The 14,609-nt window shown below is 51.2% G+C and carries 14 protein-coding genes; 9 read left to right on the forward strand and 5 right to left on the reverse strand.

Annotation, left to right across the window (positions count from 1 at the left end):
* Window positions 1-37 precede the first annotated feature (37 nt).
* A protein-coding gene (locus tag LEP6406_RS0202475) for an IS1/IS1595 family N-terminal zinc-binding domain-containing protein (protein WP_155834612.1) occupies window positions 38-1,034 on the reverse strand; the annotation gives its coding sequence in 2 pieces (ribosomal slippage) (window positions 38-670 and window positions 672-1,034; 996 coding nt in all).
* Window positions 1,035-1,475: 441 nt separating this feature from the next.
* Here LEP6406_RS0202475 and LEP6406_RS26325 point away from each other — a divergent pair.
* Entirely contained in the window at window positions 1,476-2,411 is a 936-nt protein-coding gene (locus tag LEP6406_RS26325; protein WP_008309422.1) for a DNA-methyltransferase, read from the forward strand.
* Here the strand turns inward: LEP6406_RS26325 and LEP6406_RS0202500 are convergent.
* Complete coding sequence (locus LEP6406_RS0202500; protein WP_027268771.1) at window positions 2,400-3,053, reverse strand: hypothetical protein; 654 nt, start codon at window positions 3,051-3,053, stop codon at window positions 2,400-2,402. The two genes, LEP6406_RS26325 and LEP6406_RS0202500, sit on opposite strands and share 12 nt — an antisense overlap.
* Complete coding sequence (locus LEP6406_RS30840) at window positions 3,043-3,276, reverse strand: helix-turn-helix domain-containing protein (RefSeq protein ID WP_071992190.1); 234 nt, start codon at window positions 3,274-3,276, stop codon at window positions 3,043-3,045. The genes LEP6406_RS0202500 and LEP6406_RS30840 overlap by 11 nt, the downstream gene beginning before the upstream one ends.
* Before the next feature lie 943 nt (window positions 3,277-4,219).
* Between LEP6406_RS30840 and LEP6406_RS0202505 the strand changes: the two genes are divergently transcribed.
* Window positions 4,220-4,978 carry a flavodoxin family protein gene (locus LEP6406_RS0202505; protein ID WP_008309428.1) on the forward strand — a complete coding sequence of 253 codons (759 nt, stop codon included), beginning with the start codon at window positions 4,220-4,222 and terminating at the stop codon, window positions 4,976-4,978.
* A gap of 123 nt (window positions 4,979-5,101) precedes the next feature.
* Here the strand turns inward: LEP6406_RS0202505 and LEP6406_RS0202510 are convergent, their stop codons facing one another.
* Window positions 5,102-6,283 carry a DUF3095 domain-containing protein gene (locus LEP6406_RS0202510; RefSeq protein WP_008309430.1) on the reverse strand — a complete coding sequence of 394 codons (1,182 nt, stop codon included), beginning with the start codon at window positions 6,281-6,283 and terminating at the stop codon, window positions 5,102-5,104.
* 512 nt (window positions 6,284-6,795) lie between these two features.
* On the opposite strand from LEP6406_RS0202510, the gene eno reads away from it, so the two are divergent.
* The 3 genes from eno (at window position 6,796) to LEP6406_RS0202525 (ending at window position 9,393) form a co-directional block, all read left to right on the forward strand.
* Complete coding sequence (gene eno, locus LEP6406_RS0202515) at window positions 6,796-8,085, forward strand: phosphopyruvate hydratase (RefSeq protein WP_027268772.1); 1,290 nt, start codon at window positions 6,796-6,798, stop codon at window positions 8,083-8,085.
* Window positions 8,086-8,181: 96 nt separating this feature from the next.
* Window positions 8,182-8,751 carry a hypothetical protein gene (locus LEP6406_RS0202520; RefSeq protein WP_008309434.1) on the forward strand — a complete coding sequence of 190 codons (570 nt, stop codon included), beginning with the start codon at window positions 8,182-8,184 and terminating at the stop codon, window positions 8,749-8,751.
* Window positions 8,752-8,766: 15 nt separating this feature from the next.
* Window positions 8,767-9,393, forward strand: a complete 627-nt coding sequence (locus LEP6406_RS0202525; RefSeq protein WP_008309435.1) for a trimeric intracellular cation channel family protein — start codon at window positions 8,767-8,769, stop codon at window positions 9,391-9,393.
* A 330-nt stretch (window positions 9,394-9,723) separates the two neighbouring features.
* On the opposite strand, the gene LEP6406_RS0202535 is transcribed toward LEP6406_RS0202525, so the two are convergent.
* Window positions 9,724-9,951: a hypothetical protein gene (locus LEP6406_RS0202535; protein ID WP_155834613.1), complete on the reverse strand. Its 228-nt coding sequence runs from the start codon at window positions 9,949-9,951 to the stop codon at window positions 9,724-9,726.
* A 111-nt stretch (window positions 9,952-10,062) separates the two neighbouring features.
* On the opposite strand from LEP6406_RS0202535, the gene LEP6406_RS33735 reads away from it, so the two are divergent.
* The 4 genes from LEP6406_RS33735 (at window position 10,063) to LEP6406_RS0202550 (ending at window position 14,336) form a co-directional block, all read left to right on the forward strand.
* Window positions 10,063-11,295 (forward strand): hypothetical protein, encoded by a 1,233-nt coding sequence (locus LEP6406_RS33735; RefSeq protein WP_008309437.1) that lies wholly within the window; start codon window positions 10,063-10,065, stop codon window positions 11,293-11,295.
* Between the two features lie 163 nt (window positions 11,296-11,458).
* Window positions 11,459-12,586 (forward strand): AAA family ATPase, encoded by a 1,128-nt coding sequence (locus tag LEP6406_RS33745; RefSeq protein ID WP_008309439.1) that lies wholly within the window; start codon window positions 11,459-11,461, stop codon window positions 12,584-12,586.
* Window positions 12,587-12,754: 168 nt separating this feature from the next.
* A complete protein-coding gene (locus tag LEP6406_RS35440; RefSeq protein WP_008309441.1) occupies window positions 12,755-13,024 on the forward strand; it encodes a VOC family protein in 270 nt (89 codons plus the stop codon).
* A 169-nt stretch (window positions 13,025-13,193) separates the two neighbouring features.
* Window positions 13,194-14,336, forward strand: a complete 1,143-nt coding sequence (locus LEP6406_RS0202550) for a serine hydrolase domain-containing protein (protein WP_008309443.1) — start codon at window positions 13,194-13,196, stop codon at window positions 14,334-14,336.
* The last annotated feature ends 273 nt before the right edge of the window (window positions 14,337-14,609 follow it).

Here is a 14,609-nt window from a genome sequence, read left to right on the forward strand (position 1 = left end):
GGCTCATTCAGAAATATGTGGATGAGGCACTGTCCTATTAAAGAGTGAGAGCCTCAAATCCCCTGGATAATAGGATTTCAGAGAGTTTCAAGGGGCGCTGAATGAATCCCATGGCCATGGCAGGCGTCGTCCGTTTCTCCAAACTCCAATGGGGCCGCACCCAGTTGTGCATCAGACGCTGGACATTCAAAGCTCGCTGCAAGCCCTCCACCTGCTTGGCATAGTGATTCTGCCGCCTGCGATAGGCTGTTGCCCGTCGCCTCAAGGCACTGTTGAAGGCTTCCAGGTGATTGGCGTGGACCTCGCTGAGGGCACTGAGGGCCGTCCAAGGATGCTCAACTTTGAGCCACTCTACCCTGGGTTCACCTTGAGAGCCTTTGATCTTGATGGCCACCTCTAACCCCTCCCGCCACACCTTGCGATAGGGATAGGCATCGCTGCTGAGGTGGCTCGGCAGATAAACGCTAGCCAGTTTCCACAATTCCTTGCCATAGCGACGTTCACCGTCGGTAAACCAGCGAATCCAAAGGCTGGGTTCTGCCCATTGCCACGCCCGTTGCACCCCTTCCTCAAACAACTGAGCCTGCTTGAGTCCAGCGCTGGCTTCTAGCCAGTAGCGACTCTCTCGCTCAATGAAGCTAATAGTCCATCCCTCGGAGGCTTCGGGGGGGAAGGTTCTCACCGACGCGGGTGTAGAGTTCATCGCCTTCTATCGTGACCTCTCCGCCCTCTGGGGCAGGGGGTGACCAGGCGGGCAGATGAGACGATAACCGTTCTTCCCAGGTGGTAATACTGCTGGGAGATGTCCCCACCACCCTGGCAGCAGCTCTGATGCCGAGTCCTTCGTGGCGGGCATTGAGGGCCATCTCTACGGTGGTGACTGGGGTGCGCAGGCGGGCCATGGGGGTGCCGCTGCGTTCATTGAAGCGACGACCACAGGTTTTACAGAGGTATTGTTGAAGGACTTGACCCGTCTTGAGGGGTTTTGTGCCATTCTTGACGATGGCCTCACTCTGACAATGGATACAGTTCATTGGACTTAAAGGCTCGCTGTATCTACAGTCTAGCTCTCACTCCCTAAGATGACAGTGCCGTGGATGAAGGGGAAAACTGTCCCTTTGATGCCTGGTTTGAAAATCTGAAACGGCATCGAGACAATTCGGGGCAACATGGATGGATTAGGTGCCCCCATGGGTGGGAGTTTTCGGCAGATTATGGGGGCAGGAATGTATGGGGAGGATTGGGGCTGTGGGGAGGCAGATTTTGTAGGGAAGGGGTTGGATGTGGGGTAGTGAGTTAGGTGGTGAGCAGTGCCCACCCTACTTGCTGACTCAGCACCAGTGGCTTTCGTCCGTCCGCTGCCGTAATTGATCCCGTCGGCCTCAGGGACTATGTTAGGTGGCACTAAACCTTGCGCCAATCAAACAACCATGCTACTTTTAGTCATCACAACCCACTTTGATTGACTTTAGTCTGTGCTAACACATCATCCACAACTAGCTTTTGAATATTTGGCATTTGAGCATGGTCAATCTCTTGTGGTACATGCAGATTGCTTTGAATGGCTAGGAAAGTTGCCTGACAATAGCTTTCACGCTGTTGTTACCGATCCTCCTTACGGAGTCAAGGAATATAATTTCGATCAGCTAGAGAAAAAGGACAATGGTAAGGGAGGGATTTGGAGAATACCACCGTCATTTGATGGAAGTATACGTTCTCCACTTCCTCGTTTCACTGCTCTTAATGAAAAAGAAAGGGCTGATTTATGTCGCTTTTTTCTAGAATGGGCAAGAATGGTTAACCGTCCTATGTGTCCGGGTAGCCACATATTCATCGCATCTAACACTTTTCTTTCACAGATGGTTTTTCAAGCACTGATAGATGGTGGGCTTGAATACAGGGGGACAGTCATTCGATTAGTTAGAACATTACGTGGTGGCGATAGACCGAAAAATGCAGAGGAGGAATTTGATGATGTATGCTCTATGCCTCGTGGTTGCTACGAGCCGTGGGGTGTTTTTCGTAAGCCTCTCTTAAAGGGGATGAAAGTGAGTGATTGCTTGAAAGAATTTGGAACTGGAGGACTAAGAAGGAAGCCTGACGGAAACCCTTTTGAAGATGTTATTCCTAGTGAACGAACTTCTCAAAAAGAACGCAAAATTGTAGAGCATCCTAGCCTTAAACCGCAGTCTTTTCTAAGAAAGATTGTTTATGCTTCTTTGCCTCTGGGCAGTGGAGTTGTTATTGATCCCTTTATGGGATCAGGATCTACGATAGCAGCAGCAGAGGCAGTGGGCTATAAAGCGATTGGAATTGAAAGATATAAGGATTATTTTGATGCCAGTAAACTTGCCATTCCAAAATTAGCAGAATTACAAACTGAAGACGATCAACTTTCTTTACAAATTTGATGGATCTTCGTATATCCAATTTCCTTTCATTTTGTTATGGCCTTGCTTATTGATACTTGCAGTAATAGTTCGTCGGCTAGTTGCGGAGCGACCAGAAAAGTTCCAATCATCTTCCTCAAGTTTAGCAGCATAAACCGCTCTAAAAACAAAAGGCTTAGGATCGACATTCTTAATTTTGTCGCTAGATGTATTGCTATCAAAGCAGAAAACCATAAGCCAAACTGATTCGGGATTATGACCTTGCCAACCGCTAAGATGTCTTGAACCTTTTATTTCTAAGCCCTGGCTTGAATACTGCACTGCGTTGTCAGGGAAGGTATTTACTGGTATTAAGTCTGGGTGACCGTTATGATACTGATTTTTTACTAAGGTAGGACAATACTTGGGAATACTCATGTTCATAAATTCGCCCACGATACTACTAAAACTTGCAGGCATTAAGAAACCCTCAAGGCGTGACATCTCCTTTGTCTTAAGTTGTCCATTAATAAAGCCTATGAAGTCGATAAATTCATTCATGGCTTGATAGATATGAATAGTTTCTAAGCCATAAGGTAAATCACAGTCAGGATTAAAAGAATCTGGATCAACCGGGATTGGTAAACAAGCTTGTAGTTCTTTTTCTTCTTCTCTATTTGTCATCAATCTGGTTTGGCTTTGATTCCAATAACTTTGCTGGTTCAACGCCAAGCACTGCCGCAAGTTTTTCAATATTAAGGGCAGAGATGTTTCTCTCACCTCGTTCAACAGAACCAACATATGTTCTGTGCAAATCCGCCAAGTCAGCCAATTGCTCCTGACTTAGCCTAAGTTTTTTTCTGTGAAATTTGATATTTGACCCAATGGTGGCAAGTATGCTCGACATGGGTCTTATTTTGGCAAGATGATGCCTATAAGTCTACAGCTTATAAGTAGCACCCCTGAGTCCATGCATAATTGCGGTAAATATTTCTTGTCAGAAAACTTTCTCTACATAGCTATTGGGTTAAGTGAATCTGCCACCCAACTATTACTTAGAGCGAAAGTTTCCACCTATTTACCCGTATGGGGATCTTAGATGGAAATCTGTCAGTCCAACCCCCCGTATAGGGTGATTAGGTGGAAATACGTCAGCCTAACACCCCTATATGGGTGATTAGGTAGAATGCTTCAGTATAATCATCCCTCCGATTTTAGGCTAAACCTGTTTCGGCTGACAGTCTCCGGGGGCGGCAGAGCGCCTGGGGTGAGGTTACCCAACCTCAGGGGGTGCCCGTTGACGCTGCTGACGGAACGCTTGGGGGTGGAGCGGGGATCTGTGGTAGACATCTTTTACCCCAGTGGTTTGCAGATTGAGATCTCTAAGCAGCGGCAGCAAGTCGCTTGGGAGTGTGACACTAACTTCTGTCGGAGAGGCTGAAATGCCCTTCTAGCGTCGAATTTACAATTGCTGCTTAAGCTACCAATTTAGGTTTGTCGGGCTACTACTACGCCGACGCAATATTTTGGATTAAGCGCAGGTTATCTATGTCGCGTGATCAATAGATCATGACGCTTCTCAGCTTTGCAGGGAGTTGGGGTGCTACAACCCGGTGAAGCATGGGTTGGGGAGGTGCTCCCATGGGTGGGAGTTTTCGGCGGTTTGTGGGGTGGGAATGTATGGGGAGAATTGGGGCTGTGGGGAGGCGGATTTTGTAGGGAAGGAGTTGGATGTGGGGGAGCGAGTTAGGTGGTGGGCTTTTAGATCGGATGTAGCTTGAACAACCCCTTGGCCGAAACGATGATTAACGCCATAATATCAGCGTCATTCGTCCCAGGATTCTACATCCATGTCAGAACAGCTCACCAAAATCACCGAGCACCAATGCGAGACAGCACCGACGAAATACGATGACCTGACCGCCCTGTTTCTGAACTGCACCCTCAACCGCACCCCAGTGCTTTCACACACCGAAGGCGTGATCAAAATCGCCCAACGAATCTTTGAGGCGAATGGGGTAAAAACCAAGATTATCCGTCCCGTTGATTATGAGATTCCAGCCGGGTTGGGGGTAGATATGTCTCAAACCGATGAATGGGACCGGGATGATTGGCCCCAAATCCAAAAAGAGGTGGATGCCACCGACATCTTGGTGCTCTGTACATCCGTTTGGCTGGGGGAGAAAAGCTCCGTTTGTAACCGAGTCCTGGAGCGCATGTATGGCTACACCCACCTTTTCAACGAAAAAGGGCAGTATCGCGACTACGGCAAAGTGGGCGCGACCTTAATCACCGGCAACGAAGATGGGATTAAACACTGCGCCATGAACATCTTGTTTTCCCTATCCCACATTGGCTACACCATCCCCCCCCAGGTGGATGCGGGTTGGCTCGGGGAAGTGGGGCCAGGTCCATCCTATTTAGATCCCGGCTCGGGGGGGCTAGAGAACGATTTCACCAATCGCAATACTACTTTCTTGGCCTGGAACTGTATGCACATGGCCCGCATGTTGAAGGACAATGGCGGCATTCCGGCCCATGGCAATCAACCCGATGTCTGGGATGCGGGTTGTAAATCGGACTTCAACAGCCCAGAGCACAAACGTTAGGTGTAGCCCTGACCTGATTAGGGAGCTAGGGAGTAAGGGAACTAGGGAGCAGGAGGGTTGGTTTTATGCAGATGGTGGGGCTGCTGCGCGATCGCTATTATCAGATTTTATGATTTTCTCTCCCTAGGCCATCATGCGACGCTTCATGGCGGTGGCGGCTAGGGCATAGCCCCCGTCGCCGCCATCGACAAAATGGACCTGCTGACCGCCGCGCTCAAACACGAGGCAGGTCATCAGGGCACTGGCAGAGGTGTGGATGCCGTAGACCAGCCGCCCTTCCTGGTACTTTTTCTCCAGGTAGTCATCCAGTTTGCGTCGCTGGGCTGGGGTGCTGGAGATCACCATCCGCAGCATGTCATCAAACTTGCGATAGTCCGTGGCGTCGGTGACGATCTGCTTGTAGGCTCCCCAATCCACATCCGGCATTCGCATCCCTAGCCCCATGAATAGCCAACCCAGGGCATTCTCCAAGCGCATTTTGAGCAAATACCCTTGACGGCTCCACCAACGCCGCCCCGGAGCCCGAGCCTTAGCCTCTAGATCTAAATTCTTCTGGCTAAAGGACAGACGCAGGTTAGCCGGAAAGATGGGATTAAGGCGGGCATCCCCGCCATAGATTTTCTCTAGCTGAAGGATCACATCGCGGTAGATGCGGTTGAGCTGATTTTCGCTGGGGGCCGTGGCCAACACCATCAGGGTGACCATTTCCCCGTGGGGACTGGGGATATCCTGCCACCGACATTCCAACCCGGAAAGGTTAGCCTGGGGCATCAGATCCTCCGCTGCCAGTTGGTACAGGCCACTGGTGGCTAGGTTTTTGAGCAGTTGGGTCGCGTAGGTGAGGCCACCCCCCCGAAAAACCGCTTGGCTGTAGTTTTCTGAAACCCGGAGCTTGGCAATCCTCAGCTCATAGTCGATGGTGACCGCTGAGACCGGAATGATCCCCACCCGTAGATCGAGCTGAAAATCACGGCGGGCCAGATCACGGTTGGCCAAAAGCGCCCGTTTGGCTGGAATCAGCAGGTAGCCCGGAATCAACAGGGATGACCCGTCACCACCAAAGACGAAGGGAATTTGCAGGTTGCCTGCCAGGTTGAGGAGGCTGACAATCGTGACGGCTCCAATAAAGTTGACGGCTTTGTAGCCGCCTGCGGCGATGGCCTGGGTGGATTGCACCACATCGGTGACGATGATGTACCAATCCTCTGGCACCGCCACAAAATTTTCCGATACCGTGATGTCGATAAAGTGCTCCAGAGCGGGTAGTTGCTCGTAGAAGTGATCGGTATTCACTGCCAGGGTCATAGGGCTAAGCCGACAGGCGGCAGATTGTAGGGAGATGCAGAGACCGATAGCAGTCGCCAGTCCGGTTAGGACAAGCCTGGGAGGTAATGTGCTGTAGCACGACACATCAGAGAGGGAGTCGGTGTCCGCAGCCAAGGGGCCAAAGCTATAGCAGTCCCTCCTATCCTTTACGAACGCAGCACCTGGTATCAGGATGGCAGCAGGCTCCCCGCAAAACCCATCGGTACTGCCCCGCCCTACTCCACCGATCCCGAAGAAAATCCCATTCTCGGGAACCGCCCCGTCCGAAGACACCCTTAAACCCTGCTTGGCAAGCCCAGCTTCGACGTATCCTTATTTCTCGGGAACCGTGTTCGGCTTGATGTGAATCGCCCCGGTGGCATCTTTTAGTTTCGCGACTAGGGGCTGTACTGTTTCGGTTTAGCATCAGGTGTCATGGTCTCCGACTGGCCTTTGGCCATCGCGATTTCCAACCCAGCTCCAGCGAAGACGACACGAGGAAATAGGGGATGATGATTGACGAACTCGATACCTCCATTGAAGACATTCGAGCCAGAGAAATCCTAGATTCACGGGGTCGCCCCACCATTGAGGCGGAAGTATACCTAGCCGGGGGAGCCGCAGGTATTGCCCAAGTCCCCAGCGGAGCCTCCACCGGATCCTTTGAAGCCCATGAGCTACGGGATGAAGATCCCGAGCGCTTTGGGGGTAAGGGAGTGCTGAAGGCGGTCGAAAATGTCGAGGCGATTCTGGCCCCTGAACTCATGGGCATCAATGCCCTAGAGCAGACCGTCCTAGACAGCATCATGCGAGAAGTAGACGGCTCGGAAAACAAGTCCAAACTGGGGGCTAATGCCATTTTGGCGGTCTCCCTCGCCACCGCTAAGGCGGCGGCGGCGGCGGTGGGGCTGCCCCTCTACCGCTATCTGGGGGGGCCATTGGCGAATCTGTTGCCCGTCCCCTTGATGAACGTGATCAACGGCGGCTCCCACGCCGATAACAACGTGGATATCCAGGAATTCATGATTGTGCCCATCGGTGCTCCCACTTTCCGGGAGGCCCTGCGCTGGGGAGCAGAGGTCTTCGCTAGCCTCAGTACCGTGCTGAAGGGCAAGGGCTTACTGACGGGGGTCGGGGATGAGGGTGGCTTTGCCCCCAATCTGGGCTCCAATCAGGAAGCTCTGGAACTGCTGATGCAGGCCATTGAGCAGGCGGGCTATAAGCCCGGTGAAGAGGTGGCTTTGGCCCTAGATGTGGCCGCCAGCGAGTTTTACAAGGATGGTCAGTACACCTACGACGGGGCAGCCCATAGCCCCGATGACCTGATCAGCTATCTGGCGGATCTGTGTGGCAAGTTCCCTATTCTCTCCATTGAGGACGGCCTCCATGAAGAGGACTGGGTGAACTGGAAGGGTCTCACCGACAGATTGGGAGACAGCGTGCAATTGGTGGGGGATGACCTTTTTGTCACCAATCCCATCCGCCTCCGCAGGGGGATTGAGCAGGCGGTGGGTAACTCTATCCTGATCAAGCTGAATCAGATTGGTACCTTGACGGAAACCCTGGAAACCATCGACCTCGCTACCCGCAGCGGCTATACCTCGATCATTAGCCATCGTTCTGGGGAAACGGAGGACACCACCATTGCGGATCTGGCGGTGGCAACTCGGGCGGGGCAAATCAAGACGGGCTCCCTTAGCCGAAGTGAGCGGGTGGCGAAGTACAACCGTCTGCTGCGGATTGAGGATGAACTGGGGGATCAGGCCATCTACGCCGGAGTCGTCGGCATGGGGCCAGCGTAGCCCGCTTCCCGCCCTAGGGAGAAGCCACTGTGGCTTCTCCCTAGGGTGGGAACTAAGCTGGAAACAACAAGGTCGTCCTCCCTGGGAGGTGGTGAAATGGGCAAGGTTTTCAATTCTGAGTTCGAGTCTGAATTCGGGTCTGAGTGCGGGCGTCCGTTTCGGCGATGGCCTGCGATCGCGCTGTGGACATCGCGCATGACTGCGATCGCAAAGGCGAGTCTTGGGGCTGGCGTCGCCCTATGCAGCTTGGGGGCCAGCCTACCCCCCGCTGGACCTGCACCGACCCCCATAGAAGTGCTGCCTCTGCGGGCCGACCTGATCATTAACATCCCCATCATCATTCCGGGGTATCCCGTCATCATCGTGCCCCAGCGCAAGACTCGACGGCTGGTGACGGTGCAGTTCATTGCCGAAGGCAACGACTGGGCCACTATTTACCTGGACGATCGCATCCTTTTTCGCGCCCTCAATACTCGCCGTAACTATGCCGTGGAGCTAGAGCCGGGAGCCTATCGCCTCAGTATCACCGGCACTACCCAGTTTGACCGCTGGGCCTCGGGCTATTTGGATGTGGGTCGCAGCGACTCTAACCTGATCGTCGTGCGCTATTCCAAAACTGGGGGCATCACCATTGGCGGTGACCCCTATGCCTGGATTTCGGACTAGCGGTTTTGAGTCCCTATGATTCTCTACACCCTAGATATGCTGGGGGTTTCTGTCTTTGCTATTAGCGGAGCCCTGGCTGCCGGACGCAAGCAGCTAGACCTGTTAGGGGTGCTGGTGATTGCGGTGGTGACGGCCCTGGGGGGCGGCACCCTGCGGGACATACTGCTGGATCGCAGCCCGGTATTTTGGATTCGTCAGCCCGATTACCTAATTGTCACCCTGCTGGCGGCGATGGGGACGGTGCTGTACACCCGGTTCCTCAAACCACCGGGAAGATCCCTGCTGGTAGCCGACGCCTTTGGTCTCGCCCTGTTCAGTATCAGCGGGGCTCAGATCGCGGAGGCGGCAGACCTACATAGCCTGATCATTATCCTCATGGGTACCTGTACCGGGGTGGTGGGTGGTGTGATTCGGGATGTGATTTTGCTGGAGATTCCCGTCATTCTGCGGCGGGGAAATATCTACGCCACTGCCGCGATCGCGGGTATTGCCCTATACCTGCTGCTCCAATACCTAGGTCTCCCCTCCCTTCTGGCTCAGGGCGTGGGAATGGCCACCATTGTCCTCCTACGCCTCGTCGCCATCATTTGGCGACTGACCTTGCCGATCTACCATCTGCCCGACCAAGACCAAGGACTATAACTGGCCTCCTACGCGATGCTCCGGGGGAGACACTACGCGATCTCATCCGGGTCAACCCCCAACTCCCGCAACTTAGCCGCCAGTTTTTCGCTGCGTTCCTCTGGGGTTGGCACCAACGTGCCCTCTGGGGTAAAAAAGCGCACAGGTCAATTTGGTCGCGGTGCAGGTCGGTTTCCAAGGGGGGCTCGTGGCTGTAGAGGTCACTGGGGGGAAAGACCACCGCTGCCTCTGGCTCAGATGTGGCCACCGGAGACCGGCCCTCAGGGGAGATGGCGATAGTACCGGTTTCTTTGGCCAGAATCATGGTAGGCATGGGGTGGGGGATGGTTTCTAGTGTAGCCAGGTATGGGATGCGATCTCCCGTGAGATGAACTCATCAATCGTGTCCAACACCGCCACCAGTCGGCGTCTCAGTAGTTGGAGGACAGTCTTCTCCGGGGTGCCTAAGCGGGCCAGAATGCCCACTTCGGTGCCTAAGCGGGCCAGAATGCCCACTTCCACCTCCCGCCACCGAATCGCCCCCATGGATGTCTTGGGGGTGGGCCGAAACGGTACCATCACCCTATCGCTACCAATGGCTAATGGTAAGGTCGCTATCTAAGCAAGTAATCGCTATAATTTACCAAATAAATCCACTGACCTTAAAGCAATTAAGTTTGCCATAATTCAATGACTTCAGAATATTTAGACAATGCAATTGGCTATTTTCTAAGCATCAAGGAAAAGCTTGAAAGTACTGGTAACAATTCAAAAACGATTAAACTCAAAAATATTCTGGCAGTACTTGGCTACCGTCGTCGGAGTCAACTCATTGTTGACAAAATTAATTGTACTCTGAGCGACTTACAACTCAGCGTGAATCCATCGATAGATATGTCTATCGACTTTGACAGAAGAATATCAATCTCTCTGAAAAACAAAGCAGTCAAAACAGAGCAGAATAATAGTTCTGTCAGAAATAAGAGTTTGGATTTGAATGCAATTTCATCTATACAAGTTAAATGTGACTTTCTATCGCACTTGTTCGATTTAGGTTCCGAACAAGAATACGAACGTCTGCAAGCATGTCTTGACTCCAATCAACCCATTGGCATTTTCTTTGTTCCGTTAGAGGACGACTTCTTTTCTGAGGTTGTCATTAAGGTTCTAAACTATGAACTTATTAGGAAGTATCAGTATTTGGGTATTTCAGGAACCCCAAGCTCATCCACATCAACTTTTTCCTCTGTCAGTTCCGATTTGGCAACAAGTCACTTAAATATTAATGATGTCGCCTCAACATCTGGCATCATTCGATTTGATCGGGAAACCATGCATAATGTATTGCTTGGTAAGACTGGTCTTGAAATGTTGGACTCTGAGCAATTTGAAAACGAGTTTAGTCAAGTATCCTTATATGCTCATAAATACAACAACGAACAATTTTTTGTTGTTTTTCATTGCCCATCAGAGCTGGAAATAAGAAAGCAAGGTCGTCTTGATTTATTCAGTGATGTTGTTGACAAGGTTTCTGAGAGGCTACCTTTCACATTTACATTGAAATGCAAGTACTCCTCAAGTAATTCATTGCTACTAGACCAGGAGGTTTACAAGGATATTTGTAGTCACTTAAAGCTTCTCATGGAGATGCCAAGCTATGAAAGCGAAGAAGAAGAAGCTACTCTATTAGAGTACTTCGTTGAGTTGCAAAAGGCTCAGGCACAGTTTGAGTCTCAACTTTTTCTCACGATAGAGCCCCATTATTTCAACAAGCTGACGTGGGGCCATGAAAGTACAGAACATATTTACTTGAAGTACTTTGCCATACGAACATTGGAAGAAATCGGCTATAACTTGCTTGATATTCAATGTGAGAAATCCATAGAAAAAACGTCAGAAATTATCGATGTTGATGCTAGATAGGTTGAAAAAATAACTGAGATTGGTCACAGATCTCGACCAGATATTTATGTGAAGAATGAAGTTATTGTTGAAGCAGAAACGCTCAGAAGCAAGGCAGGTAGTAGTAATGTCTTCTTGAATCTTACCCGTAACATACTCAATAAGTCAGAAGGTTGGGGTAAGAATGCTAAAGAACTTTGGATTGCACTACCAGGTTTTGAAATTGCCAGGAACTATTATCAATTCAAAAAAAATCCAAGAGATTTTATGTTCTGAGCTTGCCCAGAAGTTCGGCTCATCGTTTCGAGTCCAGATAATGGCTCCAGATTATCAGCTTCAAAAACTTATTCCGGCATCTTTTGATCACATTCATTATCCTTCTAAAAACCCTACGTATGGCGATGCAGTTAACCGGAATGCTCGTCAAACTTCCACAAGAAAAGTCCAAGAAAAGAAGATTTCTTTCCAAGATGTTGCGGGTTTGTCTGCCGAGAAAGAAAAGTTGCGAAAGCTCCTTCTTCTCCAAGAAAAAGGATTGCATACAGCTGGCATTAGAGGGATTCTCCTTTTTGGTCTGCCTGGATGCGGAAAAACTCTGTTGTCACAAGCATTTGCAGGCGAAAGCAATCGTTACTTCTTTAATATCTCACCTGCTGATATTAAGAGCAAATGGATAGGCGAAAGTCAGCAAAATATTAGGAGAATTTTTGCGCAGGCAAAAAAACGTTCGCCATCCGTTGTCTTTATTGACGAGTTAGATAGTGTTGGCTTTAGTCGTGTGGAAGAGCAGGCTCACACAGATCAAAAAGCAACAATTACTCAACTGCTGATCGAGTTCAACAATCTACATGATAGCGATGTTGTTGTCATTGCAACCACTAATTTCATTTCAGTTTTGGACTCTGCGTTGATACGGTCAGGACGGCTGGGATGGAAAATCCCCATTTTCCCCCCAGACCAGAACGAAAGGCATGATTTATTCCGATTTCATCTATCTCGTTTCCTTGATCAATATCCTGTCAATAAAGATCTTTTAAATCTGGATCTCATTGATTTCGCAGCACTAGCGGAGCGCAGCAAGCGATTTGTGTCTTCTGATATCGAAGCAGTTTGTCAGGAAGTTGTACATACTGCTGTATTAGAAGAAGGTGACGCACTATTGACTACGTCCGATATCAGTTTATATATTGATAACTTTCAAGAATCAGGGCTTACCCTAACACCAGAAAGTGTGCATCACTTTCTGGACGAATGTCGTCGGCTCAGCATTAAGAGTCCTAAGATTCAATGGCTTGAAACGGAGTGGAAGTAATGGCTAAGCATTCTCTTTAAGTTGAAAAGTCAACTAGGTCGTTATCCGTCTGAACTCATTTCCATTCAAAACCTTCATCCATGAAACTTGGATAAGCTGTTGAGCATCTAAATTGCATGGTGGATTCTGCAAGACCCTTGCTGCAAGGCTTTTAGAGCGATTGTACTAGTGCAGTTTGAATGTCTAACAGCTTACACCATCATTTACGTTGCCGATGTCAACGCCGCCACCAGGTTTTATGGCGAAGCCTTTGGCATCGCAACTCGGTTTGTTCACGATGGGGGCGACTATGCTGAACTCGACACTGGCGAGACCACCCTTGCGTTTGCATCCCATACCCTAGGCGCATCGAATTTCCCCAACGGTTACACAAAACTGTCCGAATTGCCCCGTCCCCCCGGCATCGAAATCGCCCTAGTGACCGACAATGTGGAATAGGCGGTGGCCATCGCGATGGCCCCTTTGGGCCGGTCTCTGACCATCGCGGCGGGTGCAATGATAACTCGCACCGCCCACAACCAAACCCTGGGTGCAAGCCGTTGCTTACATTCGGGCACCGGATGGCTCACTGATCGAGCTATGCACGCCCATTAGCGGATGAACAGCCATGAAAAATAAACTCCTGTCGTTGGTCGTGATCATGCCTCTCCTGGCCGCTTGCGGTGCCTTGGAGGTAGAGCCAGAATCGGAGGCATATTCCGTGGACTCAGGCATAGCCGAGTCCAGCCCCAACGGCGCGATCGCCGGTCAGATGTCTGCCCAGATCGACGGGTTGATGGCGCAATTTGAAGATGGTCCCGGCGGGGTGGTGATGGTGATTCAATCCGGGGAAATTGTCCACCAAAACGGCTACGGCTTGGCGGATATAGAGCAAGAAATTCCCATCACCCCCGAGACCCTGTTCCATCTAGGCTCCGTGGGCAAACAGTTCACCGCCATGGGGATCTTGATTCTGGTGGAGCGCGGCCAGGTGGATTTAGATGACCCCATCAGCGTCTATATCCCTGAATTGAGGTGGATGGACTCGGGGGTCACCGTCCGCCGCCTACTGCACCACACCTCTGGTGTGATGGGATACGACGATCGCGATGACATCTACACAGCCCTGCTGGCCTTGTCCCCCGCGCCGGACAACGAGGATGTCTTGACAGCGCTCTCGCAGTTTCAAGAAATGCTGGCCGATCCGGGGGACGAGTTTCATTACAGCAACACGGGCTATGACATTCTTGGCCTTCTGATCGAGCGCATCTCGGGCCAACCCTATAGTCGCTTTATGGAGGCCAATCTGTTTGCGCCTCTGGGCATGGCCAACACCTTTGCCCTGCCCAGCGACCGACGGTTTGGCGACACGGTCGCCCAGAGTTATGACACCAGCGGCCCCTATGAGTCGGATGTGTTGGACAACGTCAACGGTTCCGGCAGCATCTATTCGACCCTGGGCGATCTGTACCGATATGACCAAGCCCTATACACCGAAGCCCTGGTGAGCCAAGACCTGCTGGCAGAGATGTTCACCTCAGGCACCCTCAATGACGGCGAGGAAACCGCCTATGGCTTTGGTGTTGAGGTGGCCACCTACAGCGGCTACGACTATGTGGGCCACCAAGGGTCGTGGCTGGGCTTCGACAGTTACTACCTCCGTTTCCCTGAAGAAAGCCTATCTGTGGTGGTGCTGTTGAATCTGGATGATGCCGAACCAGATGCGGAGGAGACTGCATTTGCGATCGCAGATTTCCTAGTCTCCCGCTGACATCCCCTGCCTTGGGCGCGGAAACCGCGCCCCTACCCTCACACCCCAATATCGGTCACCCGGCAACTGGGCAGGGCGGGTTTTGAGCCTCCCATTCTGGATTTCCCAGTCAATACGAGCCAAACCCGCCCCTACGGCGACATCCTGCCTTGGGCGCGGAAACCGCGCCCCTACCCCATCACTGGTTACCCGGCAACAAGGGCAACCACAAGGGATTGCCCCTACGGGATCAATTCAAAACTCAAAATTCAAAACTTCCGCCCCCCACCCCCT

This window comes from Leptolyngbya sp. PCC 6406 (assembly GCF_000332095.2).
Taxonomy (GTDB): Bacteria; Cyanobacteriota; Cyanobacteriia; order Phormidesmidales; family Phormidesmidaceae; genus PCC-6406.